27 protein-coding genes and 1 pseudogene are annotated in these 23,699 nt (G+C 29.3%); 11 read left to right on the top strand and 17 right to left on the bottom strand.

Translation table 11 applies throughout. The annotated features are described in order from the left end of the window. Nucleotides 1-3: 3 nt before the first annotated feature. Both AC5SLN_RS04550 and AC5SLN_RS04545 read right to left on the bottom strand, forming a co-directional pair. Nucleotides 4-480, bottom strand: a complete 477-nt coding sequence (locus tag AC5SLN_RS04550) for an HPP family protein (protein WP_494576415.1) — start codon at nucleotides 478-480, stop codon at nucleotides 4-6. A 2-nt stretch (nucleotides 481-482) separates the two neighbouring features. Continuing rightward, nucleotides 483-881, bottom strand: a complete 399-nt coding sequence (locus tag AC5SLN_RS04545) for an iron-sulfur cluster assembly scaffold protein (protein ID WP_006997229.1) — start codon at nucleotides 879-881, stop codon at nucleotides 483-485. 43 nt (nucleotides 882-924) lie between these two features. Here AC5SLN_RS04545 and AC5SLN_RS04540 point away from each other — a divergent pair, with 43 nt between their 5' ends. From AC5SLN_RS04540 to AC5SLN_RS04515, 6 genes are read left to right on the top strand one after another with little or no spacing between them, the layout of a single operon-like run. After that, the gene (locus tag AC5SLN_RS04540) at nucleotides 925-1,545 is read left to right on the top strand and encodes a molybdenum cofactor guanylyltransferase (RefSeq protein ID WP_494592942.1); all 621 of its coding nucleotides are present in this window, start codon (nucleotides 925-927) and stop codon (nucleotides 1,543-1,545) included. After that, a complete protein-coding gene (locus tag AC5SLN_RS04535) occupies nucleotides 1,538-2,785 on the top strand; it encodes a molybdopterin molybdotransferase MoeA (protein WP_271627089.1) in 1,248 nt (415 codons plus the stop codon). The genes AC5SLN_RS04540 and AC5SLN_RS04535 overlap by 8 nt, the downstream gene beginning before the upstream one ends. Nucleotides 2,786-2,833: 48 nt before the next feature. Beyond that, the gene (locus AC5SLN_RS04530; protein WP_494592940.1) at nucleotides 2,834-3,739 is read left to right on the top strand and encodes a DMT family transporter; all 906 of its coding nucleotides are present in this window, start codon (nucleotides 2,834-2,836) and stop codon (nucleotides 3,737-3,739) included. Nucleotides 3,740-3,744: 5 nt separating this feature from the next. Next, the gene (locus AC5SLN_RS04525) at nucleotides 3,745-4,962 is read left to right on the top strand and encodes an aminopeptidase P family protein (protein WP_006997225.1); all 1,218 of its coding nucleotides are present in this window, start codon (nucleotides 3,745-3,747) and stop codon (nucleotides 4,960-4,962) included. A 3-nt stretch (nucleotides 4,963-4,965) separates the two neighbouring features. Next, nucleotides 4,966-6,078, top strand: coding sequence for a serine/threonine protein kinase (locus AC5SLN_RS04520; RefSeq protein ID WP_494591360.1), 1,113 nt, complete (start codon nucleotides 4,966-4,968; stop codon nucleotides 6,076-6,078). A 2-nt stretch (nucleotides 6,079-6,080) separates the two neighbouring features. Then, nucleotides 6,081-7,133, top strand: coding sequence for a threonine aldolase family protein (locus tag AC5SLN_RS04515; RefSeq protein ID WP_494592938.1), 1,053 nt, complete (start codon nucleotides 6,081-6,083; stop codon nucleotides 7,131-7,133). Here the strand turns inward: AC5SLN_RS04515 and AC5SLN_RS04510 are convergent. The 3 genes from AC5SLN_RS04510 to AC5SLN_RS04500 all read right to left on the bottom strand — a co-directional run bounded on the left by AC5SLN_RS04510 (nucleotide 7,126) and on the right by AC5SLN_RS04500 (nucleotide 8,667). After that, nucleotides 7,126-7,353: a hypothetical protein gene (locus tag AC5SLN_RS04510; protein ID WP_494592936.1), complete on the bottom strand. Its 228-nt coding sequence runs from the start codon at nucleotides 7,351-7,353 to the stop codon at nucleotides 7,126-7,128. The genes AC5SLN_RS04515 and AC5SLN_RS04510 overlap by 8 nt on opposite strands. Nucleotides 7,354-7,355: 2 nt before the next feature. Continuing rightward, complete coding sequence (locus AC5SLN_RS04505) at nucleotides 7,356-7,859, bottom strand: hypothetical protein (protein ID WP_494592934.1); 504 nt, start codon at nucleotides 7,857-7,859, stop codon at nucleotides 7,356-7,358. Nucleotides 7,860-8,181: 322 nt separating this feature from the next. Further along, nucleotides 8,182-8,667, bottom strand: coding sequence for a YajQ family cyclic di-GMP-binding protein (locus AC5SLN_RS04500; RefSeq protein WP_494592932.1), 486 nt, complete (start codon nucleotides 8,665-8,667; stop codon nucleotides 8,182-8,184). 90 nt (nucleotides 8,668-8,757) lie between these two features. On the opposite strand from AC5SLN_RS04500, the gene AC5SLN_RS04495 reads away from it, so the two are divergent. Together AC5SLN_RS04495 and AC5SLN_RS04490 are read left to right on the top strand one after the other, a co-directional pair. Beyond that, complete coding sequence (locus tag AC5SLN_RS04495) at nucleotides 8,758-8,964, top strand: SlyX family protein (RefSeq protein WP_020169202.1); 207 nt, start codon at nucleotides 8,758-8,760, stop codon at nucleotides 8,962-8,964. Nucleotides 8,965-8,980: 16 nt separating this feature from the next. Then, nucleotides 8,981-10,162 (top strand): BaiN/RdsA family NAD(P)/FAD-dependent oxidoreductase, encoded by a 1,182-nt coding sequence (locus AC5SLN_RS04490; protein WP_494592930.1) that lies wholly within the window; start codon nucleotides 8,981-8,983, stop codon nucleotides 10,160-10,162. Here AC5SLN_RS04490 and AC5SLN_RS04485 read toward each other — a convergent pair. The 12 genes and pseudogenes from AC5SLN_RS04485 to rpsF all read right to left on the bottom strand — a co-directional run bounded on the left by AC5SLN_RS04485 (nucleotide 10,159) and on the right by rpsF (nucleotide 21,656). Continuing rightward, a complete protein-coding gene (locus AC5SLN_RS04485; RefSeq protein WP_494592928.1) occupies nucleotides 10,159-11,460 on the bottom strand; it encodes an MFS transporter in 1,302 nt (433 codons plus the stop codon). The genes AC5SLN_RS04490 and AC5SLN_RS04485 overlap by 4 nt on opposite strands. A gap of 58 nt (nucleotides 11,461-11,518) precedes the next feature. Beyond that, nucleotides 11,519-12,379 carry a DMT family transporter gene (locus tag AC5SLN_RS04480; protein ID WP_494592926.1) on the bottom strand — a complete coding sequence of 287 codons (861 nt, stop codon included), beginning with the start codon at nucleotides 12,377-12,379 and terminating at the stop codon, nucleotides 11,519-11,521. Further along, on the bottom strand, nucleotides 12,376-13,305 hold the full coding sequence (gene gshB, locus AC5SLN_RS04475) for a glutathione synthase (RefSeq protein ID WP_494592924.1): 930 nt from the start codon (nucleotides 13,303-13,305) through the stop codon (nucleotides 12,376-12,378). The genes AC5SLN_RS04480 and gshB overlap by 4 nt, the downstream gene beginning before the upstream one ends. Further along, a pseudogene (locus AC5SLN_RS04470) lies at nucleotides 13,295-13,915 on the bottom strand (glutamate-cysteine ligase family protein); the annotation flags it as partial. The pseudogene AC5SLN_RS04470 and the gene gshB, both read right to left, overlap by 11 nt. Continuing rightward, nucleotides 13,861-14,589, bottom strand: a complete 729-nt coding sequence (locus AC5SLN_RS04465; RefSeq protein WP_494592923.1) for a glutamate-cysteine ligase family protein — start codon at nucleotides 14,587-14,589, stop codon at nucleotides 13,861-13,863. The pseudogene AC5SLN_RS04470 and the gene AC5SLN_RS04465, both read right to left, overlap by 55 nt. A gap of 81 nt (nucleotides 14,590-14,670) precedes the next feature. Further along, the gene (gene purF, locus AC5SLN_RS04460) at nucleotides 14,671-16,152 is read right to left on the bottom strand and encodes an amidophosphoribosyltransferase (RefSeq protein WP_494592921.1); all 1,482 of its coding nucleotides are present in this window, start codon (nucleotides 16,150-16,152) and stop codon (nucleotides 14,671-14,673) included. Further along, entirely contained in the window at nucleotides 16,106-16,651 is a 546-nt protein-coding gene (locus AC5SLN_RS04455; protein ID WP_494592919.1) for a CvpA family protein, read from the bottom strand. The genes purF and AC5SLN_RS04455 overlap by 47 nt, the downstream gene beginning before the upstream one ends. 7 nt (nucleotides 16,652-16,658) lie before the next feature. Continuing rightward, nucleotides 16,659-19,043, bottom strand: a complete 2,385-nt coding sequence (locus AC5SLN_RS04450) for an efflux RND transporter permease subunit (protein ID WP_494592917.1) — start codon at nucleotides 19,041-19,043, stop codon at nucleotides 16,659-16,661. Nucleotides 19,044-19,064: 21 nt separating this feature from the next. Then, the gene (locus AC5SLN_RS04445; RefSeq protein WP_006997211.1) at nucleotides 19,065-20,483 is read right to left on the bottom strand and encodes a replicative DNA helicase; all 1,419 of its coding nucleotides are present in this window, start codon (nucleotides 20,481-20,483) and stop codon (nucleotides 19,065-19,067) included. Nucleotides 20,484-20,550: 67 nt separating this feature from the next. Continuing rightward, on the bottom strand, nucleotides 20,551-21,009 hold the full coding sequence (gene rplI, locus AC5SLN_RS04440) for a 50S ribosomal protein L9 (protein ID WP_271741424.1): 459 nt from the start codon (nucleotides 21,007-21,009) through the stop codon (nucleotides 20,551-20,553). Further along, nucleotides 21,010-21,288 (bottom strand): 30S ribosomal protein S18, encoded by a 279-nt coding sequence (gene rpsR, locus AC5SLN_RS04435; protein WP_006997209.1) that lies wholly within the window; start codon nucleotides 21,286-21,288, stop codon nucleotides 21,010-21,012. It abuts the gene before it with no gap. A 2-nt stretch (nucleotides 21,289-21,290) separates the two neighbouring features. Then, the gene (gene rpsF / locus AC5SLN_RS04430) at nucleotides 21,291-21,656 is read right to left on the bottom strand and encodes a 30S ribosomal protein S6 (protein ID WP_006997208.1); all 366 of its coding nucleotides are present in this window, start codon (nucleotides 21,654-21,656) and stop codon (nucleotides 21,291-21,293) included. Nucleotides 21,657-21,742: 86 nt separating this feature from the next. Here rpsF and fabD point away from each other — a divergent pair, with 86 nt between their 5' ends. From fabD to AC5SLN_RS04415, 3 genes are read left to right on the top strand one after another with little or no spacing between them, the layout of a single operon-like run. Further along, on the top strand, nucleotides 21,743-22,675 hold the full coding sequence (gene fabD / locus AC5SLN_RS04425) for an ACP S-malonyltransferase (protein WP_494592915.1): 933 nt from the start codon (nucleotides 21,743-21,745) through the stop codon (nucleotides 22,673-22,675). After that, a complete protein-coding gene (gene fabG, locus AC5SLN_RS04420) occupies nucleotides 22,668-23,405 on the top strand; it encodes a 3-oxoacyl-[acyl-carrier-protein] reductase (protein WP_011281882.1) in 738 nt (245 codons plus the stop codon). The genes fabD and fabG overlap by 8 nt, the downstream gene beginning before the upstream one ends. 48 nt (nucleotides 23,406-23,453) lie before the next feature. Continuing rightward, on the top strand, nucleotides 23,454-23,693 hold the full coding sequence (locus tag AC5SLN_RS04415) for an acyl carrier protein (RefSeq protein ID WP_006997205.1): 240 nt from the start codon (nucleotides 23,454-23,456) through the stop codon (nucleotides 23,691-23,693). The last annotated feature ends 6 nt before the right edge of the window (nucleotides 23,694-23,699 follow it).

Genomic DNA, 23,699 nt, shown 5'->3' with positions numbered 1-23,699 from the left:
GGATTAACTTAAGGGGTAGTTCTTTTTTAAAATAAATTTATTTAAGATTATTCCAAAAATTAAAATTATTAAACAACCAAAAATTATAGGATTTATTAAATATTCAAATGAAACACCTCCAATGATGACCATAATAGGGTTTCCACCTGCTGGTGGATGAACAACATCTAACACAATCATAAAAAAAATACCGAACCCAACTGCTAAGGCAATATTTATAAATATTGGTAGATCAACATAGTTTACAAACAAAATTCCTATTAGTGCAGTTATGAAATGACCAAAGAATATATTTTTAGGTTGAGCGAATGGGCTTTCAGGAAATCCGTATAGTAATACCATTGAAGAACCAAAAGAGGCCGCTAAAAATAACCCCATTGTAGTTTTATATGTGAGCAGCGTAAGAAACCCAATAGTAATAGTTGATAAAACTCCTGCGATAGATGCTTTTAAAAGTTTTTCTTTAGTAATGTTAATCATGATTAAAACTTCAATGCCTTCGATATTGTTTTAAACGGTAATAAAAGACATTCTTTTCTTGAGATATTATCTTTATTCATAATTTCTTTGAAATCATTCCATTTTTTTTCAATTTTAATATCTGTTTCATTAAACAAACCTTCAATTGAAATAATAAGAGACTTAATATCACTTATATTTTGATCAATAATCTTTTGGGACAGCATACTAACTGATGCCTGACAATATACACATGAACGGCACTGGTAACCCATATCCTTAATTTTATCATTTTTCACAATTAATCTGATTTCCATTTCGTCACCACACAAGGGGTTTTTATTTTTTGAGTGATGGGTATGATTTTTAACTATTTTGTGATTTGCTGTGTTAGATGCAATTTCGAGAATTCTTAGGTCCATTATAATTCTTTAATTAAGAGATTAATGTTTTATATTTTGATTAATGAATGATAACAATATTTTAGCTGTTGTACTAGCAGGTGGAAAATCAAAAAGATTTGGGCAAGATAAAAATTGCGTAAAACTTGGATCCAAAACATTGCTAGAGCATGTTTTGTTCAAAATTAGCAATAAATTTAAAGAAATATTGATTGTCTCAAGTAATCCATTGAAGATAGAAGAAGCAAAAAATACCACAGTAATTCCAGATTGTTTTAATGATCTAGGACCTTTAGCAGGAGTGCTAAGTTCCATGAAGTGGGTAAAAGAAAATAAAAAATCATACAAATGGATTGCAACTTTTCCATCTGATACTCCATTTTTTGATCCAATTATTATTGAAGAATACAAAACAAGAATTGAACAAAGTAAAAGCAGTTTATATTTTGTTAAATCTAACGAAAAAAGACATAATATTTTTGGTTTATGGTCAATTGATTTAATGGAAAAATTAGAAGAAGATTTAATAATAAATAATTATCGAAAAGTTGAGGAATGGGCTAATAAAGTTGGTGTGAGTACAATTGATATTAAAATAAAAAATTATGATCCTTTTTTTAATATAAATACCAAAGAAGACCTTGAAGTTGCTCAAACTATTTTAAATCTTGATAAAAATGATTGATTACAAAAAAGCAAAAAATATTTTAATAAAATCAAAAATAAACATTAAAGATGAAGTTATAAACACATCAAAATCATTAAATAGAATTAATGTTCAAGACATTTACTGTCCTGTGAATTATCCTGCAGGAACTAATGCTGCATTTGACGGTTTTGCCATTAATTCTAAAGACACATCTACGATTAATAAAAAAAATCCTAAAGAATTTAAAATTTTAAAATCAATATCAGCAGGTGATAATCCTAAATTAAATAAGGTAAAAAAATTTCAAGCTGTTGAAGTGATGACGGGTGCTCTAATTCCTAAATATTTTGATACCATTATTCCCATAGAAAAAATTGTGTTTACTAACAATAAAAAGTCTATCGTAATAAATGAAAAGATTAAAACTAATCAACATATAAGACATGCGGGATCTGATTATAAAAAAAAGGAATTAGTTATTAATAAAGGAACTATTATCCAGCCATCACATATCTTAGCCTTTAAAACATTGGGTATTAAAAGTATTAAAGTTAAAAAGAAGCTTAATATTTTATTTTTTTCCACAGGAAATGAAATTTCAAATAATGTAGATATTGCTGATTGGAAGGTTAGAAATTCAAATAGTCATTATATAAAATCTTTATCTAATAATTTTTTGTTTAATTATATAGAAGGTGGAATTTTGAGAGATAAAGATGAACAGTTTTTTAAAAAACAAATTGATAAAAATCTTAGATCAAAAATAGATATCATAATTACCTCAGGTGCTGTTTCAGCAGGTAAACATGATTTTATCCCCTCTGTAGTAAAAAAATTTAATTTATCAAATTTTTTCAAAGGGGTGGCCATTAGACCGGGTAAACCAATTTTATTTGCTAAATTTAAAGGAAGTGAAAAGGCTTTCTTTGGGCTTCCAGGTAATCCTATTTCTTCTTCCGCCTGCTTTAGATTTTTTGTATATCCCTATATTTTAAATATCCTTGGAGTTAAGGAGGAAAAACCTTTTAAAGCTAAGTTAAAAAATTCTTTCTTTAAGAAAAAAAATTTTACTAGATTTATAAAAGCAAGGCTTACTACAACTCATAATGGAAATTTAGAAATCAAGGTACTCAAAGGTCAAGAATCTTTTAGAATAAAATCTTTTGTAGAGTCTAATATTTGGGGCCTATTTAAACATGGTCAGTCAAATTTTAAAAAGAGCGAACTTATTGATTGCTATTCTCCAATTGGTTCAAATATTAATATTTTTAAATAGATCTCATTTTTATTGTAGTGCCAATTAATAAGCATTAAGTATCGAATTATGATTGAGCAAAAAAATGAAAAAATTGCAATTCCAGTAGTTTTATTAGCAGGTCTTATATGGTCCTTTGGACCTTTGGTTGTAAGATACATGGATCAACCCAATTTAGTTCCATGGCAATATATTTTTGCACGTGGTCTTACAATTTTTTTGATTTTAAATCTTTATCTTTTTTTTGAAGAGGGAAAAGATTTTTATAAGAATTATTTAAAGATTGGAATTTCAGGTATCATTGGCGGAACGGGACTAGGTATTGCAATGATTACCTTTATTTATTCAATAACAAATACTAGTGCAGCCGTTACTTTACTCTGTTTAGCTGCAATGCCATTTTTTACAGCTTTATTAGGTTTCTTATTTTTAAAAGAAAAAATTTCACTTAATGTTTGGATAGCTATATTTATTGCAACCGTTGGAATAATAATCATAGCCATTGGTAATACTGAAAAAAATTCTTTATTAGGGCTTATTTTTGGGATGACTTCTTCAATTGGGTTTTCTGTTTTTTCAGTGACTTTGAGATGGAAAAAAGAAACACCAAAATTTACAACAGTAGCTTTTGCAGGTTTATTTTGCTTTGTAGTTGCTGCAATAGTTATTTTATCTAATGATATGGTTTTCTTGTCTTCAAGTTATAACGGAGCATTATTTTCTATACATGGAACGTTAGTTTGTATGGGTTTAATTTTATATTCTATTGGATCAAAAGCAATCCCCGCTGCAGAACTTACTTTATTGTCACTAACCGAAGTTATAGGAGGAATTTTTTGGGTATGGGTTCCAATTTTAGGAATTAATGAAATTCCGTCGACTAATACGATAATAGGTGGCTTCTTTCTTTTTATGTCTATCATTTATTATAGTCTTACAATTAAAACTAATAGACGGTTTATCGCTCTTAATTAATTATAATGGAAAGACCAAATTTTTTTACTCTAAAGAATGGTGAAAAGGCTAAACTACCTTTTACAGATCAAGAATATCAAAGTCGATTAACTAAATTAAGAACCACAATGAGTAAAAATAATCTTGATATGATTATTTTAACTTCAATGCACAACATTGCTTACTATACAGGATTTATTTATTGTTCTTTTGGTAGACCTTATGGCTGTGTAGTAACAGCTAATAAAATTTCAACAATTTCAGCAAACATTGATGCTAGTCAACCTTGGCGTAGATCTCATAGTGATAATGTTATTTATACTGATTGGAAAAGAGATAATTTTTTAAAAGCAATTGTTTCAATTATTGGAAGAGACGAACCTCCTAAGAATATTGGTATTGAAAATGATCATGTAACCTTAGATGTTAAAGAAAAGCTTACGTCTATTTTTACTTTTTCAGTTTTCAGCGATGTTTCAAAAGATTTAATGCAACTTAGAATGATTAAATCTGCTGAAGAAATAGAAATTATTAAAAATGGTGCAAGAATTGCTGATCTTGGGGGCGAAGAAATTGTCAAAAATATTAAAGTTGGAGAAAGCGAGCTTGAAATTGCAATAGCCGGTAGAGATAGAATGGAGCGTGAAATTGCAAAAACGTACCCTGATGCAGAATATATGGATACATGGGTTTGGTTTCAGTCGGGACTTAATACGGATGGTGCTCATAACCCAAAAACCAATAGAAAATTAAAATCAGGAGATATTCTTTCTTTAAATACTTTCCCTATGATTTCAGGGTACTACACAGCTTTAGAGAGAACTCTTTTTTTAGATAAAATTGATGATGCATCCTTAAAAGCTTGGGAAGCAAATGTTAAAGTTCATAAAAGAGGATTAGAGCTAATTAAACCAGGTGTAAAATGTTCTGATATTTGTCATGAGTTGAATGAACTATTTGCTGAGCTTGGTTATCTTCATTATAGAACATTTGGTTATGGTCATTCATTTGGTGTCCTATCTCATTTCTATGGAAGAGAAGCAGGATTAGAACTTCGTGAAGATATAGATACTGTTTTAGAGGAAAACATGGTGGTTTCTATGGAACCAATGATCATGATACCAGAGGGTAAACCAGGAGCTGGTGGATATAGAGAGCATGATATCTTGGTTATAGGAAAAGATAATGCAGAAAACATTACTAAGTTTCCTTTTGGTCCAGAACATAATATTATCAAATCATAAATTATGAGTGAAAAAACTGTAGTTAATAGTTGGAATGAATGGGATCCTTTAAAACATGTAATTGTTGGCAAAGCTGATGGTACTTGTATTCCAGCACCAGAACCTGCATTAGATGCAAAAGTTCCAGAGGACAGTGACATGCGAGGTCAGTTTGGACCAAGAACAAAAGATACAGTTGATAAGGCAAATGAACTTTTAGACAATTTTTCAAACATGCTTGAAAAAAGAGGTATCAAGGTCGATAGACCAGACCCAATAGATTTTAGCCAAAAAACATCTACACCAGACTGGGAGGCGGAAACAATGTTTGGCTGCATGCCACCACGAGATGTGTTGTTAACTGTGGGTAGTGAAATTTTAGAGGCGACAATGAGTTATAGATGTAGATGGTTCGAGTACCTTTGTTACCGACCATTATTACAGAAATATTATAATGATGACCCTAATATGAGACACGAGTCTGCGCCAAAACCAAGGTTAACTGATGCAGATTATAGGAAAGATTATTTATCTGATAAAATTGGTATTCAAAAAAGATTAGAGTGGACTGAAGATAAGTTTTTTGTAACAACTGAAGAAGAACCATTATTTGATGCAGCAGATGTTTTAAGATTTGGAAAAGATTTAGTAGTTCAGCATGGATTTACTACTAATCTTAAAGGAATTGATTGGCTTAAAAGACATTTTAAAGATCATAGAGTTCATGCTGTTAATTTTCCAGGTGATCCTTATCCAATTCATATCGATGCAACCTTTACTCCTATTAAAGAAGGATTAATCATTAATAATCCTCAAAGAAGATTGCCAAAAGAACAAAGAAAATTATTTGAAAATAATGGATGGGAAATTATTGATAGCGCACAACCCGCACATAATGAGCCACCACCATTATGTTATTCTTCAACTTGGTTATCAATGAACGTTCTAGTATTAGATCCAAAAACTGTTTGTGTTGAAAAAAGTGAGGTATATCAGGCAGAACAATTAGATAAATTAGGAATGGAAGTAATCCCTGTTGATTTAAGAGATGCTTATGCATTTGGTGGAGGCCTTCATTGTTGTACAGCAGATGTTTACCGTGAAGGTGAATTAAAAGATTATTTTCCAAAACAATAAATATGGCAACAGTTAAAACAAAAAGAGAGCGAATAAAATTTGCTTCTGATAATGTAGCGGGCGCATGTCCTGAGGTATTAGATGCGATATTGAAAGCTAATGATGGTGATAGCACTCCATACGGCAATGATCAAATATCAGCTGATTTACAAAAGAAGTTTTCAGAACTATTTGAAAAAGATGTAATTGTTTTTCCAACTGCATCAGGAACGGCTGCTAATGCATTAGCTTTAGCAACAATGACACCATCATATGGTAATATTTATTGTCATAAACTTTCTCATATTAATACAGATGAATGTGGGGCACCTGAGTTTTATACAGGGGGAGGAAAATTAGTTACTTTAAATGGAATAAATGGAAAAATAACACCTGAAGAATTAGATCAGTCTATTACTGGTAAAGGCATTGTGCATCATACTCAACCTGCCTCAGTAAGCATTACTCAAGTTTGTGAAACAGGAGAAGTATACCAATTAGATGAGATTAAAAAGATTTCTGAAATTACGCATAAGCACAACTTAAACATGCACATGGATGGAGCACGATTTGCTAATGCTTTAACTGCATTAAATTGTACTCCTGCTGAGATGACCTGGAAATCAGGCATTGATGTTTTATCATTTGGAGCAACCAAAAATGGTTGTCTTGCAGCAGAGGCAATAATTTTTTTTAATAAAAATCTAGTGGGTAATATTGCTTTTTTAATGAAAAGAGCAGGGCATTTATTATCTAAGATGCGTTTTGTATCTGCTCAGCTTGATGCATATATTTCAAATGATGTCTGGTTAAGGAATGCAAGACATGCAAATAAGATGGGAAAAAAATTAAGTGAAGGATTAGCAAAACATAATAGTATTAAACTAGCATATCCAACAGAAGCGAACGAAGTTTTTGCAAAATTTCCAAGAAATATGATTGAGCATTTAAATTCTGAAGGCTACAAAATGAATGAAGATGAGCTTGATGGACAAGCAGTTAGATTAGTTGCTGCCTGGAATACTCAAGAGAGTGATGTGGATCAATTATTAGAGACCTTAAAAAAATCTAACTAGGATTTTGTTTTAAAAATTCAATATATTTAACAACTTCATCAAATTGTTCGTCAGGTATATCTTTATAAGAGTTCTCAAATTTCTCTTTGACACATAAAGCAACATGGGCGTAGGGGTTTCTTCCTTTAGGATGATTTGGATGGCTTGGTAACTGACCCACCAAATAATCGCCAGCTTCCTGTATCATTTTCCACAGTTTACTTGCGTTTTCTTTATCCAAGTTTAGTTTTGAGAGGTTTTGTCGATTTTAAAATTTTCTAAAGCTGAAGTAGTTACCTCTGAGTCTTGATTATTATCTATCTCTTTTTTTGCAGATTCTCTTTCTTTAAACTTTTGTTCTTTTATTAATTCTTCTTGTAATTTTAATTTTTGTTCTTGGTCAAATTTTTCTTCCCATTCTTTCAATTTAATATTTTCAATTTTTTTCTTTAATTCCTCTTGCTCTCTTATTTCTTTTAAAAATTTTTCTTTTTTTCTTCTTTCCTTTAATTCTTTGTTTTTTTGTTCTTCTTCCCTAACTCTTAAATCTAATTCTTTTCTATTTTGCTCTTCTTCTTTAAGTTTAAGCTCTTTTTCTTTTACTCTGAGATCTTTGTCAATTTGACCCAAATCTTCATCTTTTTTAATTAGTCTTTTATTTTCTATTTTAATAGACTCTTCTTTAGTTTTTAATTCTTTATCTTTTAAATTTAATTTATTATTTTCTTTTTGAAGTTTTTCTTTCAAAATTTTTAATTCTTTTTGTTCTTTTAAAATCTCATTTTTTTCTTCAAGTTTTTTTAACTTAATTTTTTTGATTTTTTTATTTTCTAAGTTTTTTCTATATTTTGAATATGCATTACTTAAAGTATTGGTGGTAATAGAAGCTAGCTTTGTTAAGCTAGACTTATTTTTTGAAGATTTAATTTTTTTTTTTTTTATTTCTTAAAGGCATTCTTTTAAAAAAATTATTTGATCAAATAAATCATGAATACTCAATAAGATTTATATTATTTTTTTTAAATGCTGTCTAAAATGAGTTCAACCTATGATTGTTATTTTATGATTTTTAATCTCTAAAGTTAACAAATTCTATTGGAAGACCAATATCAATAGCGCTTATTGCTGACATAGCCTCCTGAAGATCGTCTCTTTTTTTTCCTTCAGCTCGTAATTCTTCTCCTTGAATTTTAATCTGAATTTTAAGTTTTAATTTTTTTATTTCAGCAATAATTTTTTTTGCATTTTCTTGGCTAATACCTTCTTCTAGTTCACTAACTTGTCTGATTGATGAACCTGCAGCATTTTCTGAATTTTTAACTGATAATACTCTTGGATCTACTTTTCGTCGGATAAGATGAACCTGTAATAATTCATTAACTTGTTTTAATTTTAGCTCATCGGGAGCTAATGTGGTGATAATCTTATCTTTTCTTTCAATTGAAATATTAAGCCCTTTAAAGTCAAATCGATTACCAATTTCTCTTAGGCAGTTTGCAAGAGCATTATCAAATTCTGGGTAACTAACTTTACTGATTACATCAAATGAGGGCATAATTTTTTATTATCTAATGATTTAACCTTAACAAAAATTTTCATAATTGACTATTTGATTTATTTTGAAACTCTTTTAAGTTGCAGTTATATGGAAGATTTAGTCAAAAAATTAGAAGAACAGATCAGCTTTCTTCAAAATGAAATATCCCAAATGAGTGATGAACTGTATTCTCAACAAAAAGAAGTATCAGTTTTAAAAAAACAAGTTTCAAATCTTGAAAAAAGAATTAACGAATTAGAGAACAGTGATGAAGCAGGTATGGTTATGATTGATAAAAAACCTCCACATTATTAAATATTATTAATAATCCATGACAGAAAAATTTGACGTTATTGTAGTAGGTGCAGGTGCTGCTGGCATGATGAGTGCTATAGAAGCTGGTAAACGTGGACGCAAAGTACTTTTGGTTGATCATGCAAAAAAAATAGGAGAAAAAATTAGAATATCAGGTGGTGGAAGATGTAACTTTACAAACATACATACACACCCCAGTAAGTTTATTTCAAATAATCCAAAATTTGTAATATCAGCTTTAAAACAATACACCCAAAATAACTTCATAGATTTAATAAAGAAACATAATATTAAATTTCATGAAAAAAAATTAGGACAACTTTTTTGTGATGAAAGTGCTCAACAAATTATAGATATGTTACTTTTAGAGTGTGAGATGGCAAATGTAGTTTTAAAAAAAGATACAACAATTGATGATATTGATAAACAAAATGATAAATATTTTATAGTTGTTGGGAGTGATAAATATTCTTGTCAGTCATTAATTATTGCAACTGGCGGTTTATCTATTCCAAAAATTGGAGCAAGTAAATTTGGTTATGATATTGCTCAAAAATTTAATTTAAAAATTATTGAAACATTACCTGCGTTAGTTCCTTTAACTTTTAGTGAAAAAATACTAGCAATATGTAAGGAGCTTACTGGGTTATCTGTTGAAGCAGTTGTTTCATTTAAAAAGATTTTTTTTGAGGAGGGTATGTTGTTTACCCATAGAGGTTTGAGTGGACCCTCTATACTGCAAATCTCTTCTTATTGGAAATTAGGAGATGATATTATGATTAATTTGTCACCAAAACTAGATGTAAATAAATTTCTAAATGATAGAAAAACTTCTAATCCTAAACAAGATATAAATATTATAGTTTCTGAAATTCTTCCTAAACGGTTAGCTCATATAATCTGTAATGAAAATAATGTTAATGGAAATATATGTGAATTATCTAACAAAGTATTAGCCAGTTTGAGTAATTCTATAAATGCTTGGGCGATAAATCCAACTGGAACCGAAGGTTATAGAACTGCTGAAGTTACTTTGGGTGGTATTGATACTGAAGAAATTTCTTCTAAAACAATGATGTCTAATAAACACCCTGGATTATTTTTTATTGGAGAGGTAGTTGATGTTACTGGCCATCTAGGTGGTTATAATTTTCAATGGGCTTGGTCTTCGGGGTATGTGGCTGGCCAATATGCTTAAAGATTTGTTGCTGGTTGAACTTCTTCAGGTTTTTTTGTTTCTTCAATAAGTTCTGTTGTTGGGTTTAATTCAATACCAGCAGGTGTAATAGTTGAAGGCATAGCAATGAATTGAGAGTCTGGGTTTTCAACTGTATCTCTAATTCTCATTCTATAGATACCAAACATACCTATTAAAGCATGAAAGAAAAGTAAAAATACAAAAAAACCATTAGAACCAACAATATTCATAAATATAGAACAAAGGAATGGACCACTCATGGCACCCAGGCCAAATGTAAACTGTATACCAGCTCCAGCTGCTACAAATTTTTCTTTCGGTATATAGTCATTCGTGTGCGCACAAATCAAAGAGAACATTGGAAGACTACATATAGAAAATAATATTAAAGATATGTAAAACCAAGTTCTGTCAGTTGCTAATTCACCTGGTAAGTACATTTGACCTGATGATAGAATAGCAAGTAAAGCAAATAAAGATGCTCCAAATGTTGAAATTACTATTACTTTTCTTCTATCATATTTATCAGAAAGTTTTCCAATAGGATATTGAGATATAGCGCCAGAAATTGCTAAAAGAAAAGTTACAAGTGATATTTGAAAAATAGTAAAATTCATCGATGCCGCATATACTGCTAACAATGTAAATAGCGCTGACTGGATTGTTCCATAAAAAAGAGCACTTACCATTCCAAACGGTGAAGTTTCATAAAGTTCTTTTAAAGGCATACCTTGAATTTTTTTAAATGTAGGTGGTTTTTTTTTAGTTAAGAGAATAGGCATAAGGGCAACAGACGTAATAATTGAAACTAATATAAAGGGTTGATAATTTTCAGGTCTACTAAAGTTCAATAAAAACATTCCTATACCCATTGATCCATATAAAATAACCATATAAATTGATAAAACACTTCCTCTATTTTGATTAGTTGACCTGTCGTTCAACCAACTTTCAGCAACAGTATAAATACAAACCATACTTATTCCTGTTAAAACTCTTAGAATAAACCAAACATAAGGATTAATAAAAACTGAATGAACCAATATAACCAATGATGCTAAAGACGCAAAAGCTGCAAAAACTCTAATATGACCTACTCTGGAAATAAGATTAGGAATTATCATTGAACCTATAAAGTACCCAACAAAATAACCTGACATCATAAACCCAGTTGCCGTTAGACTAAATTGCTCTTGAACAGCCCTTACACCTAATAGGGACCCTTGAAATCCATAGGCCATCATTAAGAACCCAATACCTAAAAACAGTGCCCAAGAATTCTTTAAAACTTTATTCATAAAATTGACCGTACATATTTCTCATCTACTTTCAAATCAAGTCTTTATTATGATTAAATTATGAATTCTTCAGTTTAATAAAAGAGTGGATTGCAATAGCTGTGATGATAACAGCACCACCTTGGATAGTCTCAAGGCTGGGTTGCTCTTTAATAATCATCCATACCCAAATAGGACCAATTATTGTCTCCAATAAAAAAAACAAGTTAACTTCAGCTGCAGGTATGAATCTTGGAGCTATAGTGACTAGTACAAAAGGTATAGCAACACACATAATACACATTAATGGAACGATAATTAGATCACTATCCACCAGTGCAAAACTTTCAATAAATAGGAGAGCAAACATAGCTACAATTAATTTTCCAACAACAGCTGCTGGAATTAGGTTCTTGTCTTTTGCAGATCTGATAGTAACAGCACCTACAGCAAGGCCTAAAGCAGTTATTAAACCTAATATATCTCCAAAAAAATTACCTAATTGTAACGAATCGTAGAATATATAAATAGCAGCGGTAAAGGTTACAAATATTGTAATCCATGTTTTTCTATCAGGTAATTCTTTTAAAAATATCGCTCCAAGTATTGCTGATAACATGGGTGCCATTGCAATCATAACCAATGTGTTTGCAACATTGGTATTTTGTATTGAAACAACAAAAGTAATATTGGTTACAGAAAAAGTACCAATATAGAGCAGGCCATGATAGCCGCTTGAAAAAAGCATTTTAAAGAAATTCAATTTATAAATTAATAACATTCCTAAAAATACAGTGACAAAAGGAATAAGACCTCGATAAAAAACAAGCCCCCAAGTATCGACATTAGAAAGTCTTATAAATAAACTATCAGGAGTAATGAACATTACTGCAACAAATGCGAGTAAAGAACCTTTTTGCTGTTCAGATAAATTATTCAAGCTCCTAATCCTTTCCAAAATACTTTTGCAAGATTAATATTTGTAAGATCATAAAAAGACTTTAGTCCCGTAGGAGAAGTTACATTAATATCTCCATTTAATTTTTGGTCAATAAAATCAATACCAGAAAAATAGATTTTATTTTTTTTAAGATCTTTACCAATTAAATTTGAAATTTTGTTTTCTAATTTTGTTAATTTTATAGAAATAGGTATAGCTCCTTTACTCATGTTACTTAAAAAAGATCCCTTTTTTGGAACTCTAGAGATGGCACCACAAACTTTACCATTAATTATAAAAACTCTTTTATCTCCAAACTTAATTTTAGGTAAAAATTTTTGACACATGATATGTCCGTGTTTTTTAATAAAGTTTGTAATAAATTTAGTATTTATTTTGTTTTGAAATAAGTGAATATCATTTCCACTAAAGCTATGAATAGGTTTTATAATCATTTTTTTGTTTTTAGAAAAAAATTTATTAATTTCATTCATATCTTTTGTGAAAATTGTATTGGGCATATATTTTTGAAAAAATGTTGAATATAGTTTTTCAGAGATATTTCTAATAGATGTTGGATTGTTAATAATTTTAACTTTATTTTTTATCTTATCCAATATGTAAGTTGTTGAAATGTATTCTAAATTAAAAGGAGGATCTTGACGTATCAAAATATACTTACATTTAGTAAGTTCCAGTTTTTGTTTATTTAATATTTTAAAAAAACGTTTATTTGAATAATTAAACTCTACATAAAATCCATTAGCTATGACCTTATTGTCGATTATAGAAAGGTCTTCAGGCTCATAATAAAAAATTTTGTATTTTAATCTTTGTGCTTCAACAGCTAGAAATATACTAGTATCAGTTAGAGGTTTTAGTTTTGAAGGATGATCACCTTGAATTGCAACTATCTTATTTGTCATATAAATCGTTTAAATTTTCATTCTTAGAAAATTTATCTATCATATGATCTGCGTTTGTTGTCTTATTATCAATTAGTTTATCTAAGTGATTTAAAAATTTAGCCTCATTATCATTAGATTTATTCAAAATATCTCTGTTTAATAATCCTTTTCTTGAAATGCCAAGCAGCAATGATGACCAATGTAATAGATCTTTTCCCATTAACTCGGTATTAAAACCTTTTTTAGGTGCCTCTAGGTAGGCATTAATTATTTTGTTTTTATCCCATTTAGAAATTAATTCATAAGCTTCATCTAAGTTACCATATAAAATTCCAGTGTTAAAAGCAGGTCCTGAGCACAAACAATCCCAACCACAAGTATCCATTGATCTTAATTCTATATATTTCTTAAGTCTATTTTCTGTAAAAATTGTACTTAAGTGAGTGGTTAAATCGTCTTCGGTTGGAAGTCTGTTATTAATTTTATTAATTTTTCCATTCATGAAGTCTGAAAATGAATAATTGCTTCCTGATAAATATTCTTTTTCATTTTGAATAAATAATAAAGGAAAGTTTATTGAAAAATCTGCATATTTTTCAAAATCCATATTATCAAAAAAAACTTCAGGTAAACCACCTCTAGATGTCTCTTGCCAAACTTTTGATCGATAAGAACTGTAACTGCTATTTTTTTTTCAACTATTGAAGAATTTGCAAATAATGCAATAGATATGGGCACAATAGAATTTATTATCTTAAATTTTTTAATAAAATCTTTTTCAGAATCGTAATCTAAATTAAGCTGTGTACCACAAGTCCTATACATCATATCTAAGCTCAAAGAACCCCCATTAGGCATATCTTTAGTCATTACTTGATATCTTTGTTTTGGATTATTAGGGACTTCACTAAGGCTTGAAATAGGATCAAAACCGGCACTAACAATTTTTAAATTTAATTTTTTAGTTACTAGTTGCAACTCAAATAAATAATCATGAGACTCAGCACAAGCTTCATGAATATTGTTTAATTTATCACCTGATAATTCAATTTGATTTCCAGGCTCAAGAGTAATACTTTTTCCCTGTTTCTGTAATCCAATAATATTTTCTTTTTCCATTATTGGCTTCCAGCCAAACTCACTCAGTAGTGAAAACATTTTAAGGACAGTAGGGTAATCTACTCTTCGATTTGTTTTTTCATCAAATAAAAACTTTTCATGCTCAATACCAATTTTAAAATCTTTAATATCTTTAATTCCAGATTCAAAATATTTGATTATGTGCTCTTTATGAGTGATCATTAATTTATATATAAGGATTTAAAGTTTATTTTAAAGTCTTTATGTTTAGCTCTTCTTTATGAGAATTGTGTAATAGTTACTCTAGCTATTCGAAGCAGTGCTTAGTAATGATAATTGAGTAATTTTATCATCACCTAGCTCATCTATAGGCTTAACAGGGTATTCACCTGTAAAATAATGATCAGTTAATTGAGGGTACGTGTCATTACGTTTTTCAAATCCTATTGCTCTATACAACCCCTCAAGTGATAAAAAATCTAAAGATTTAGCACCTATATATTCACAAATTTCTTCATTTGTTTTGTTTGCTGCAAGAAGCTCTTTTTTAGTTGGTGTATCCACCCCATAAAAGTCTGGATACCTAATTTCTGGACAGGCAATTTTAACATGAACTTCTTTTGCACCAGCGTCATAAAGCATTTTAACAATTTTGTGTGAAGTTGTTCCTCGGACAAGCGAGTCATCTATTAAAATAATTCTTTTATCTTTAATTGTAGATTGATTAGCATTTAATTTTAATTTAACTCCCAAGCTTCTAATTTTTTGACTTGGTTCTATAAAAGTTCTTCCAACATAATGATTTCTAATTAAACCTAATTCAAAATTAATTCCTAAGTGTTGAGCAAATCCGAGTGCTGCAGCATTTCCTGAGTCTGGTACAGGAACTACTATATCTGCATTAATTTTATTTTCTTTAGCAAGTTCTATTCCTAAATTTTTTCTATGCTCATAGGCTGATTTTCCATCTAATAAACTATCTGGTCTTGCAAAATAAATATATTCAAAAACACAAGGCCTAACTTTTCTTGCTGGGAAGGGTTTAAAACTTTTTAACTCATTATTTTCAATCAAAACAATTTCACCATTTTCTACATCTCTTACGTACTTTGCTCCTATAATATCTAGCGCACATGTTTCAGACGCCAAGACGTAACTATCTTTTATTTTACCAATAATTAAAGGTCGTATTCCATGTGGGTCCCTAACACCTATTAATGTGTTTTGTGTGAGCATAACCAATGCGTAACCACCTTGAATTTGAAATATTGCATCAATAACTTTATCAACTGTATTGTTTCTTTTTGACTTTGCTATTAATTGAACAATTGTTTCAGTATCTGATGTTGTGTAAAAAATTGCACCATCTTCAACTAACTTATTTCTAAGTGTAACAGAGTTAGTTAAATTCCCATTATGGGCAACACCAATACCACCTGCGTTAGTATCTGCAAAAAAAGGTTGGATATTTCTTAAGGTATTTTCACCAGTAGTACTGTATCTGTTATGACCGATAGCATATTTTCCAAGTAAATTTTTTAAAACTTTTTCTTTATTAAAGTTATCTCCAACCAAACCAAATCTTTTTTCTGAATGATATTTTTCTCCATCAAATGATACAATTCCACAACCTTCTTGACCTCTATGTTGAAGAGCATGAAGACCCAATGCAGTTAGAGCAGCAGCATCATCACTATTGCTTATACCAAATACACCGCATTCTTCATTTAATTTAGGATTATAAATCTTGAATTTTTTCTTTAGAATCTTGATAGTTTTTTTCATTTGGAAACTCTTTTAATAAATAATTACTACCTTTTTCTATATATGGAAAGGCGTATGATTTATCAGTATTAATCGGCCATTTACTATAATTATATACAATATCTATAGCTGAAAATAAAAAAATACAGATTACATAACTTCGAATAAATCCAAAAAATAACCCAAATAAAGAATCGAGCCTTCCTAGTCCAACAAATTTTACCGTCTTACTAATAGCCTTATTTGCAATTAGAACAATAAAGATAACTAAAACAAAAATAGTTATGCCGAGCGTAATATCTAAGACATATTCACTATCAATTATATTTTTAAAATAAGGCTTAACTTTTGGAAATAGAATTAAAGTTACAACATAAGCCAATACCCACTTTGAAGCTGACAATAAACTTAAAACAAAACCTTTACTATAACACTTGATAACTGAAAAAATTGTAATGATTAGAAATATTAGATCTATTAAAGACACCACTTGATAAAAATCTTTTAAAGCATCAAGCATAATAATATTATTTTCCGAATGGTTTACTAATTAGCAGAAGAGAGGGCAGCAAAGTTAATACTGAAATCATTGCAAGTAACATTGCTAAACCAGTAAACACACCAAAATAAATTGTGGGTATAAATTTAGAGAAAACCAAAATTGAAAAACCAAAGACAATGGTTATCGAAGTATTGAGAATTGCAACACCTACTGTTGAGTGACAAACTTTTAGTGTTTTATTATAATCTTTATTTTTTAAAAACTCTTCTTTAAACCTATAAATGTAGTGAATACTATTATCTACTGCGATCCCTATTGTGATTGCAGCAATAGTAATAGTCATCATATCAAGGGGTATTCCAAGCAGGCCAATAATTCCTAAAATAAAGAAAGCTGCAATAAAATTAGGAACAACACCAATAAGAGATAGTTTAAAATTTCTAAATAAAATCATAAACATTGCAAAAATTCCAACCATTACTAAACCTAATGTGAGTATTTGAGATTTAAAAAGACTTTGGAGTAAATTATTAAACAAAATTAAAACTCCAGCTAACTTAAATTCCTCTTTGTTAAGTTTTAGCTTATTTTCTAGATCAAAATTTATCTGGTTTATTAAATCATTTCTTCTTAAACCATCCTGTGAGTCAATAATTCTAAGGCTTATCCTAGCTTCATTATCTTTTATGGATATATAAGGGTCTATAATATCTTTTTTTATAGTTTCTGGAATTTTTGAATAAAGCACACCCATTTCTAAGGTTCCAAGGGGCTTGTTATTATTTAACTGTGTAGCAACCTCAATAATTGAACTAAATGATAAAACCTTTCCAACTGCAGGAAGATTATCTAAATAATTATGAACATTTTGAATTTTTTCAATTTTGTCTTTTGTAAACCAGTATTTTTCATCATCTTTACTATCTTCATCATCCCAGCTTTCAAATTCATCATCTTCGGTAGTCTCTACTATGATATTTTTTGGAAATTTTAATATAATTTCTAAAGGCGTCGTGCCACCCAGTTTTTCATCAATAAGTTTCATACCTTTGTAAATCTCAGTATTTTTATTAAAATAATTTATAAAACTATTTTCAACTTCAAGCTTACCTATGCCAACAACACTTAAGGCAATAACCAAACCTGTTACTAAAAAAATTATACTTTTATTGTTAATAGAAATTTTACCAAAAAAAGAAGTAATTTTAGAGTCTGCATCTTCTTTAATCTTTACTTTATTGCTAGACATAAAGCTCAATAGAGTAGGGAGTAAAGTAAATGTGATTATAAAAGAGGTTATTAATCCTAAAGTCATCATCCACCCAAAATCAATAATAGGTTTTATGCCACTAAATACTAAAGATAGAAAAGCACATATAGTTGTAAGAACTGTATAAATAATAGGCCAAAACATCTTGCTAGTTGTCATTATAATAATTTTTAAATTATCTAAATTTGGAAAATCTTCTCTTAATTGTAGAAACCGGGTACTCATATGAATATTCATTGCCATAGTTAGAATTAACATTAAAGCAATAAAGTTTGAGGATATAACAGTAACCTTCCAGCCTAAAAGACCAAGTAGACCTGTCATAATTAAAACTGAAAAAAAGCAGCTACTAATTGGAACAATAATCCATATTAGTTTTCTAAATATAAACCACAGAGTAGCAATAATAAATAAAAGAACTCCTAGACCAAAAACAATAATATCACTTTTAATAAATGACATCATGTCATCAGTGATCATTGGAATACCTCCTAAGTATATTTTTCCAACATCTCCATAGGACTTAATAACCTCTCTTATTTGGGTGATATTTTCATGATTTTTCTTTTTTAAAGTATCTTTATATTCTTCAATTTCTTGAGCTGATTTATTTTCAATATCTTTTAGTTCATCTTTTTTTATATAAACAATAATGCCACTTGTTTTACCATCCTCACTTATTACAAAATTTCTAAAAACTGGACTATTTAATATTTCATTAAATCCTCTTTCAGTATCAACACCTTCATCTTTTAAAGTTTTAAAGCTTTCCAATCTCTCTTGAAGAGGTGCTTCTGAATTATTTAATAAAGGGATATCAAGTAGTGTAATAACACTATGAACCCAATCTAGACTTTGGATTTTATATTTTAAACTTAAAAGATTATTAATAGAAGATTCAGTAACCATTCCTTCATTGGGAGAATAAGTTAAGATTAAAAACTCTTTAGAGCCATATCTTTCAGTGACTTCTTTTAAATACTCAAGATCAGGATCCCCTTCAATTAACAAAGTATCAGATGAGGCATCTAGCCTAAAATCTTTAGAAAAATACCCAAAACTTAAGAGAGTAATTAACAGTAATATAAAAATTGATTTAGGATTTTTTAAAACAATATTTTGATAAAATAGAGACGGCATTCACAGCTAATATATTGGATATTAGTTAATTTGAGTATCTTTAAATTTAGTAAACATTGCTTCAAATTCTACCATAACATTACCCGTTGGGCCGTGTCTTTGTTTTCCAATAATAAGCTCTGCTAGATTTGACACTTCATTCATTTTTGCTTGCCATTCAGCATGCTCAACAGTTGCAGGTCTAGGTTCTTTTCTCTCTAAGTAATAGGCCTCTCTATATACAAACATTACAACATCAGCATCTTGTTCAATTGATCCAGACTCTCTTAAATCTGATAACTGAGGTTTATGATCATCTCTTTGTTCTACCGCTCTTGATAGCTGTGATAGAGCTATCACTGGAAGTTTAAGTTCTTTTGCCATTGCCTTAAGGCCTTGTGTAATTTCGGAAATTTCTTGAACTCTACCATCTCTATTATTTCCAGATCCTCTCATCAATTGAATGTAATCTACAACAATCAAATCTAAACCAAATAATCTTTTAATACGTCTTGCTCTGTTGCTCATAGCAGCGATACTGATAGCTGGCGTTTCATCTATATACAAAGGGAGTTCAGAAATATTTTTTGAAGTCTCAATAAATTTATCAAATTGCTCATCAGAAATTCTTCCACGTCTTATATCGTTTGATTTAATTCTAGATTGTTCTGCTAAAATTCTAGTTGATAATTGCTCAGAAGACATCTCTAATGAGAAGAAAGCTACCGCAGATTTTTTTCCACTTTCTTGTAGTTTTTGAGCAGCATTAAAGGCTATATTTGTTGCTAAAGCAGTTTTACCCATTGAAGGTCTACCTGCAATAATAATTAAATCTGAATTATGAAGCCCACCCAGTCTATCATCTAGGTCTCTTAGGCCAGTAGGAACGCCAACGATCCCCTCATCATTTTGATAAGCAGCTGAAGCCATCTCAATAGTTTGTTTCATCGCTTCATCAAATTTAATAAGTGATGAATTGAAAGAACCTTTTTCAGCAAGATCGAACAATAATCTTTCTGAGTTTTCAATTATATTTTGTCCATTAACATCAAGAGCATTTAATTTTGCAGCATCAATTGTATTTTCAGATATCTTAATTAGTTCACGTCTGACGAACATATCATAAATAATTCTTGAATATTCTATTGCTTGTCTTGGAGGAGTAGAAAATTTTGTAACTTTAACTAAATACTCAGGAACATTTAATTCGTCTTTTTCATTTTCAAAATAATTTTTTAAAGTTATAGGGTTTGCAAGCATCCCTTTGTAAATTAGGCTTTCAATTGCTGAAAAAATACTTTGATGCATTGGGTCATAAAAGTTAACACTAGAAACAATAGTATTTATTTCATCAAATGTTTCATTTTGAACTAATATTGATCCAATTACAGCCTGCTCTGCTTCAATATTGTTTGGAAGTTCTTTAAAAGTATCTTTAACTAGGCTGAGGTTATTTTCCATGAACAAATCTTATCTCAATTAAGATTTAAAAAAATAACAAATATATGCTGGGGAAAAAATTGTATAATTATTGAATAGTATCAGCTGTAACTACATTAATAGTAATTTCAGAATCTACTTCAGAGTGTAGAATAACTTTAACCTTAAATTTACCAATTGATTTAATTTCAGTTATTGGTTGTATCATTGAAGGTTTAATGTCTAGTTTGTCATTTTCTAATATCAGTTTTGAAATTTCAGTTGGTTTAACTGATCCATACAATTCTTTATTTTCAGTACTTAATTTTTTAATTTCGTATTCTTTATTGTTAATTTGTTCAGAAATTTTTTGAGCTTCTTTTTTCTTTTCAGTATCTTTTTTGCTTAGCTCAGACTTAATTTTTTCAACTTCTGCAATATTTTCTTTTGAAGCATAAAGAGCTTTTTTATTTGATATTAAGAAGTTTCTAGCAAACCCTCTTTTAACATCTATGATTTCTCCAATAGATCCAATTCTTCTTAAATTTTCTAAAAGTATAACTTTCATTTAAATTAACGCTAAATTTCTAGCTCTCTTAATAGATAGAGAAAGCTCTCTTTGTTTTTTTTGTGAAACATTCGTAATTCTTGATGGTAAAATTTTACCATTTTCAGACATATATTTTTTTAACAATCTGATATTTTTATAATCAACTTCTGGAGCACCCTTAGCAGATAAAGGGCAAGTTTTCTTAAATTTGTATTTATTAGGTTGAAAAATACTTAGTTTTGCAAAGTTACTTTGACTACCTTTTTTTTTATTTCCTGCTCTTTTTTTTGATGGCATAATTAGTCTCTATTATATTCTTTTTTATATTCTTTTTTTTCGTATTCATCTTTCTTTGAAAAATATTTAGCCTCTAAATTAAATTTTTTAACCTTAACCGTCATATATCTTAGAAGATTTTTATCAATTGCTTCATTTTTTTCTAATTCATCAATAATTTTTCCAGGACCTTTAATCTTAAAGTGCATATAGATGCCTTTTTTATTCTTTTTAATAATGTAAGCTAAATTTAACAAACCCCAATCTTCAGTTTGTACTATTTCTCCTTCATTTTTTTCAACTATTTTAGAATATTTTTCAGTTAATTGCTTAACTTGCGCTGGGCTAGTATCTTGTCTAGCAACTATTGTGTGTTCGTATAAATTCATAATTGTTCTTTAATAAAAAGTGAGGATATACTATTATAATTATTGAATTACAACACTTAAAACCATAATAAACTTTAGATATTTAAATGTTTTCTGTTATTTTTCCAGGTCAAGGCTCACAATTAGTAGGAATGGGTAAAGACCTACATGCTAAATATAGCTTAGTTCAAGATCTATTCAAGGAAGCAGATGATACTCTTGGTTTCTCATTATCAAACCTTATCTTAAATGGTCCCAAGGAAGAATTAGACTTAACTGAAAATACACAACCAGCAATATTTTTGCTAAGTTATTCAATATTTAAGTTAATCAAAGAAGAGTTTAAAATTGATTTAGATAAAGCAAAATTTTATGCAGGACATTCTTTAGGAGAGTACTCTGCATTGACCGCAGCTGGGTCATTGTCATTTTCAGATACTTTAAAGATATTAAAAATTAGAGGTAGTGCGATGCAAAACTCTGTTCCAAAAGGAGTGGGTGGAATGGTTGCAGTTTTGGGTTCTGAAATTGAAATAATAAAAAAAATTATTGATGAGAATAAAGATAAATACGAATGCTTTATTGCAAATGACAATTCTGTAGGTCAGATCGTTTTGAGTGGAAAAATTGAAGACCTGGAGAAAATTATGGTTGATTTGAAGGCTTCAAATATTAAAAATATTAAATTACCAGTTAGTGCTCCGTTTCATTGTAAATTGATGAATAATGCAACACTTGTGATGAAAGAAGAAATAGAAAAATTAAATTTTAATGAACCTAAAAACATCCTTATTTCAAATGTAACAGGAAAAGAAATATCTAATTCGAATGAACTAAAAGAATTACTAGTTAAGCAAATTGAAAGTAGTGTTCGTTGGCGTGAGAGTGTTTTATTAATGATTGAGAAGGGTGTTACAGAGTTTATTGAAATAGGACCAGGCAAAGTTTTATCTGGATTAATAAAGAGAATTGACAAAAATGTTAAAGTTAGTGCAATAAATACAGAAGAGGATATAAAGTTAATTAATATCAATGAGTAGTTTAAAAGATAAAAATATTATAGTCACAGGTGCTTCAGGTGGAATTGGTAATTCAATAGTTGAGAAGCTAAACCAAAATGGTGCAAATATTTTAGCTACGGGTACAAGAATTGAAAAACTAGAAGAGTTAAAAGAAAAATTTAATAATATAAAAATTCTTAAATTTGATATTTCTCAACATGATAAAATCGAAGAATTTATAGAAAATGCTACCAAAGAACTAGGTGGATCTTTAGATTGCATTGTTAATAATGCAGGCATTACAAAAGATAATTTAACTATTAGAATGAGCTTAGAAGAGTGGTCAAAAGTTATAAATATTAATTTAACTTCTACATTTCTAATGTGTAAATATTCGATTAAAAAGATGCTTAAAAATAAATCTGGAAAAATTATCAATATAACCTCTGTTGTTGGGCATACTGGTAATGTTGGACAAGCAAACTATACTGCATCTAAAGCAGGTATAGTTGCAATGTCAAAAAGCTTAGCAATTGAATATGCAAAAAAAAATATTAATGTTAATTGCATATCCCCAGGCTTTATTAGTACTGCTATGACAGACCAAATAGATGAAAAATTTAAAGAAACAATAATTGCTAAAATTCCATCTAATAGACTAGGTAAACCCGAAGATATTGCTAATGCTGTTAATTTCTTAAGCTCAGATCAGTCAGACTATATTAATGGAGAAACATTACATGTTAATGGTGGTATGTATTTGGGTTGACAAAACTACTTTTTGAACTATTAACGAAATATAACAAAAAGGAACATTATGTCAGAAGATATTTCAAGCAAAGTTAAAAAAATTGTAGCAGATCACTTAGGTATTGATGAAGCTAAAGTGTTGGACGATTCGAGCTTCATAGATGACCTTGGAGCAGATAGTTTAGATACAGTTGAGTTAGTAATGGCTTTTGAAGAGGAATTTGGTTCAGAAATTTCAGATAGTGAAGCTGAAAAAATTCTTACTGTAGGTGACGCTGTTAACTTTATAGCAGGAAAAGCAAACTAGAAATTA

Source organism: Candidatus Pelagibacter sp. PS_31 (assembly GCF_059417865.1).
This window is presented reverse-complemented; position numbering and strand designations above follow the sequence as displayed.

What these genes read in the sequence shown, in the direction of transcription:
- AC5SLN_RS04450 (WP_494592917.1), bottom strand. Translation starts at nt 19,043, where the DNA reads ATGCCGTCTCTATTTTATCAAAATATTGTTTTAAAAAATCCTAAATCA.
- AC5SLN_RS04525 (WP_006997225.1), top strand. Translation starts at nt 3,745, where the DNA reads ATGGAAAGACCAAATTTTTTTACTCTAAAGAATGGTGAAAAGGCTAAA.
- AC5SLN_RS04500 (WP_494592932.1), bottom strand. Translation starts at nt 8,667, where the DNA reads ATGCCCTCATTTGATGTAATCAGTAAAGTTAGTTACCCAGAATTTGAT.
- AC5SLN_RS04495 (WP_020169202.1), top strand. Translation starts at nt 8,758, where the DNA reads ATGGAAGATTTAGTCAAAAAATTAGAAGAACAGATCAGCTTTCTTCAA.
- rpsR (WP_006997209.1), bottom strand. Translation starts at nt 21,288, where the DNA reads ATGCCATCAAAAAAAAGAGCAGGAAATAAAAAAAAAGGTAGTCAAAGT.
- AC5SLN_RS04485 (WP_494592928.1), bottom strand. Translation starts at nt 11,460, where the DNA reads ATGAATAAAGTTTTAAAGAATTCTTGGGCACTGTTTTTAGGTATTGGG.
- AC5SLN_RS04465 (WP_494592923.1), bottom strand. Translation starts at nt 14,589, where the DNA reads ATGATCACTCATAAAGAGCACATAATCAAATATTTTGAATCTGGAATT.
- AC5SLN_RS04520 (WP_494591360.1), top strand. Translation starts at nt 4,966, where the DNA reads ATGAGTGAAAAAACTGTAGTTAATAGTTGGAATGAATGGGATCCTTTA.
- rpsF (WP_006997208.1), bottom strand. Translation starts at nt 21,656, where the DNA reads ATGAATTTATACGAACACACAATAGTTGCTAGACAAGATACTAGCCCA.
- AC5SLN_RS04550 (WP_494576415.1), bottom strand. Translation starts at nt 480, where the DNA reads ATGATTAACATTACTAAAGAAAAACTTTTAAAAGCATCTATCGCAGGA.
- gshB (WP_494592924.1), bottom strand. Translation starts at nt 13,305, where the DNA reads ATGACAAATAAGATAGTTGCAATTCAAGGTGATCATCCTTCAAAACTA.
- AC5SLN_RS04455 (WP_494592919.1), bottom strand. Translation starts at nt 16,651, where the DNA reads ATGCTTGATGCTTTAAAAGATTTTTATCAAGTGGTGTCTTTAATAGAT.
- AC5SLN_RS04540 (WP_494592942.1), top strand. Translation starts at nt 925, where the DNA reads ATGAATGATAACAATATTTTAGCTGTTGTACTAGCAGGTGGAAAATCA.
- AC5SLN_RS04515 (WP_494592938.1), top strand. Translation starts at nt 6,081, where the DNA reads ATGGCAACAGTTAAAACAAAAAGAGAGCGAATAAAATTTGCTTCTGAT.
- AC5SLN_RS04415 (WP_006997205.1), top strand. Translation starts at nt 23,454, where the DNA reads ATGTCAGAAGATATTTCAAGCAAAGTTAAAAAAATTGTAGCAGATCAC.
- purF (WP_494592921.1), bottom strand. Translation starts at nt 16,152, where the DNA reads ATGAAAAAAACTATCAAGATTCTAAAGAAAAAATTCAAGATTTATAAT.
- AC5SLN_RS04535 (WP_271627089.1), top strand. Translation starts at nt 1,538, where the DNA reads ATGATTGATTACAAAAAAGCAAAAAATATTTTAATAAAATCAAAAATA.
- AC5SLN_RS04445 (WP_006997211.1), bottom strand. Translation starts at nt 20,483, where the DNA reads ATGGAAAATAACCTCAGCCTAGTTAAAGATACTTTTAAAGAACTTCCA.
- AC5SLN_RS04530 (WP_494592940.1), top strand. Translation starts at nt 2,834, where the DNA reads ATGATTGAGCAAAAAAATGAAAAAATTGCAATTCCAGTAGTTTTATTA.
- AC5SLN_RS04490 (WP_494592930.1), top strand. Translation starts at nt 8,981, where the DNA reads ATGACAGAAAAATTTGACGTTATTGTAGTAGGTGCAGGTGCTGCTGGC.
- rplI (WP_271741424.1), bottom strand. Translation starts at nt 21,009, where the DNA reads ATGAAAGTTATACTTTTAGAAAATTTAAGAAGAATTGGATCTATTGGA.
- fabG (WP_011281882.1), top strand. Translation starts at nt 22,668, where the DNA reads ATGAGTAGTTTAAAAGATAAAAATATTATAGTCACAGGTGCTTCAGGT.
- fabD (WP_494592915.1), top strand. Translation starts at nt 21,743, where the DNA reads ATGTTTTCTGTTATTTTTCCAGGTCAAGGCTCACAATTAGTAGGAATG.
- AC5SLN_RS04545 (WP_006997229.1), bottom strand. Translation starts at nt 881, where the DNA reads ATGGACCTAAGAATTCTCGAAATTGCATCTAACACAGCAAATCACAAA.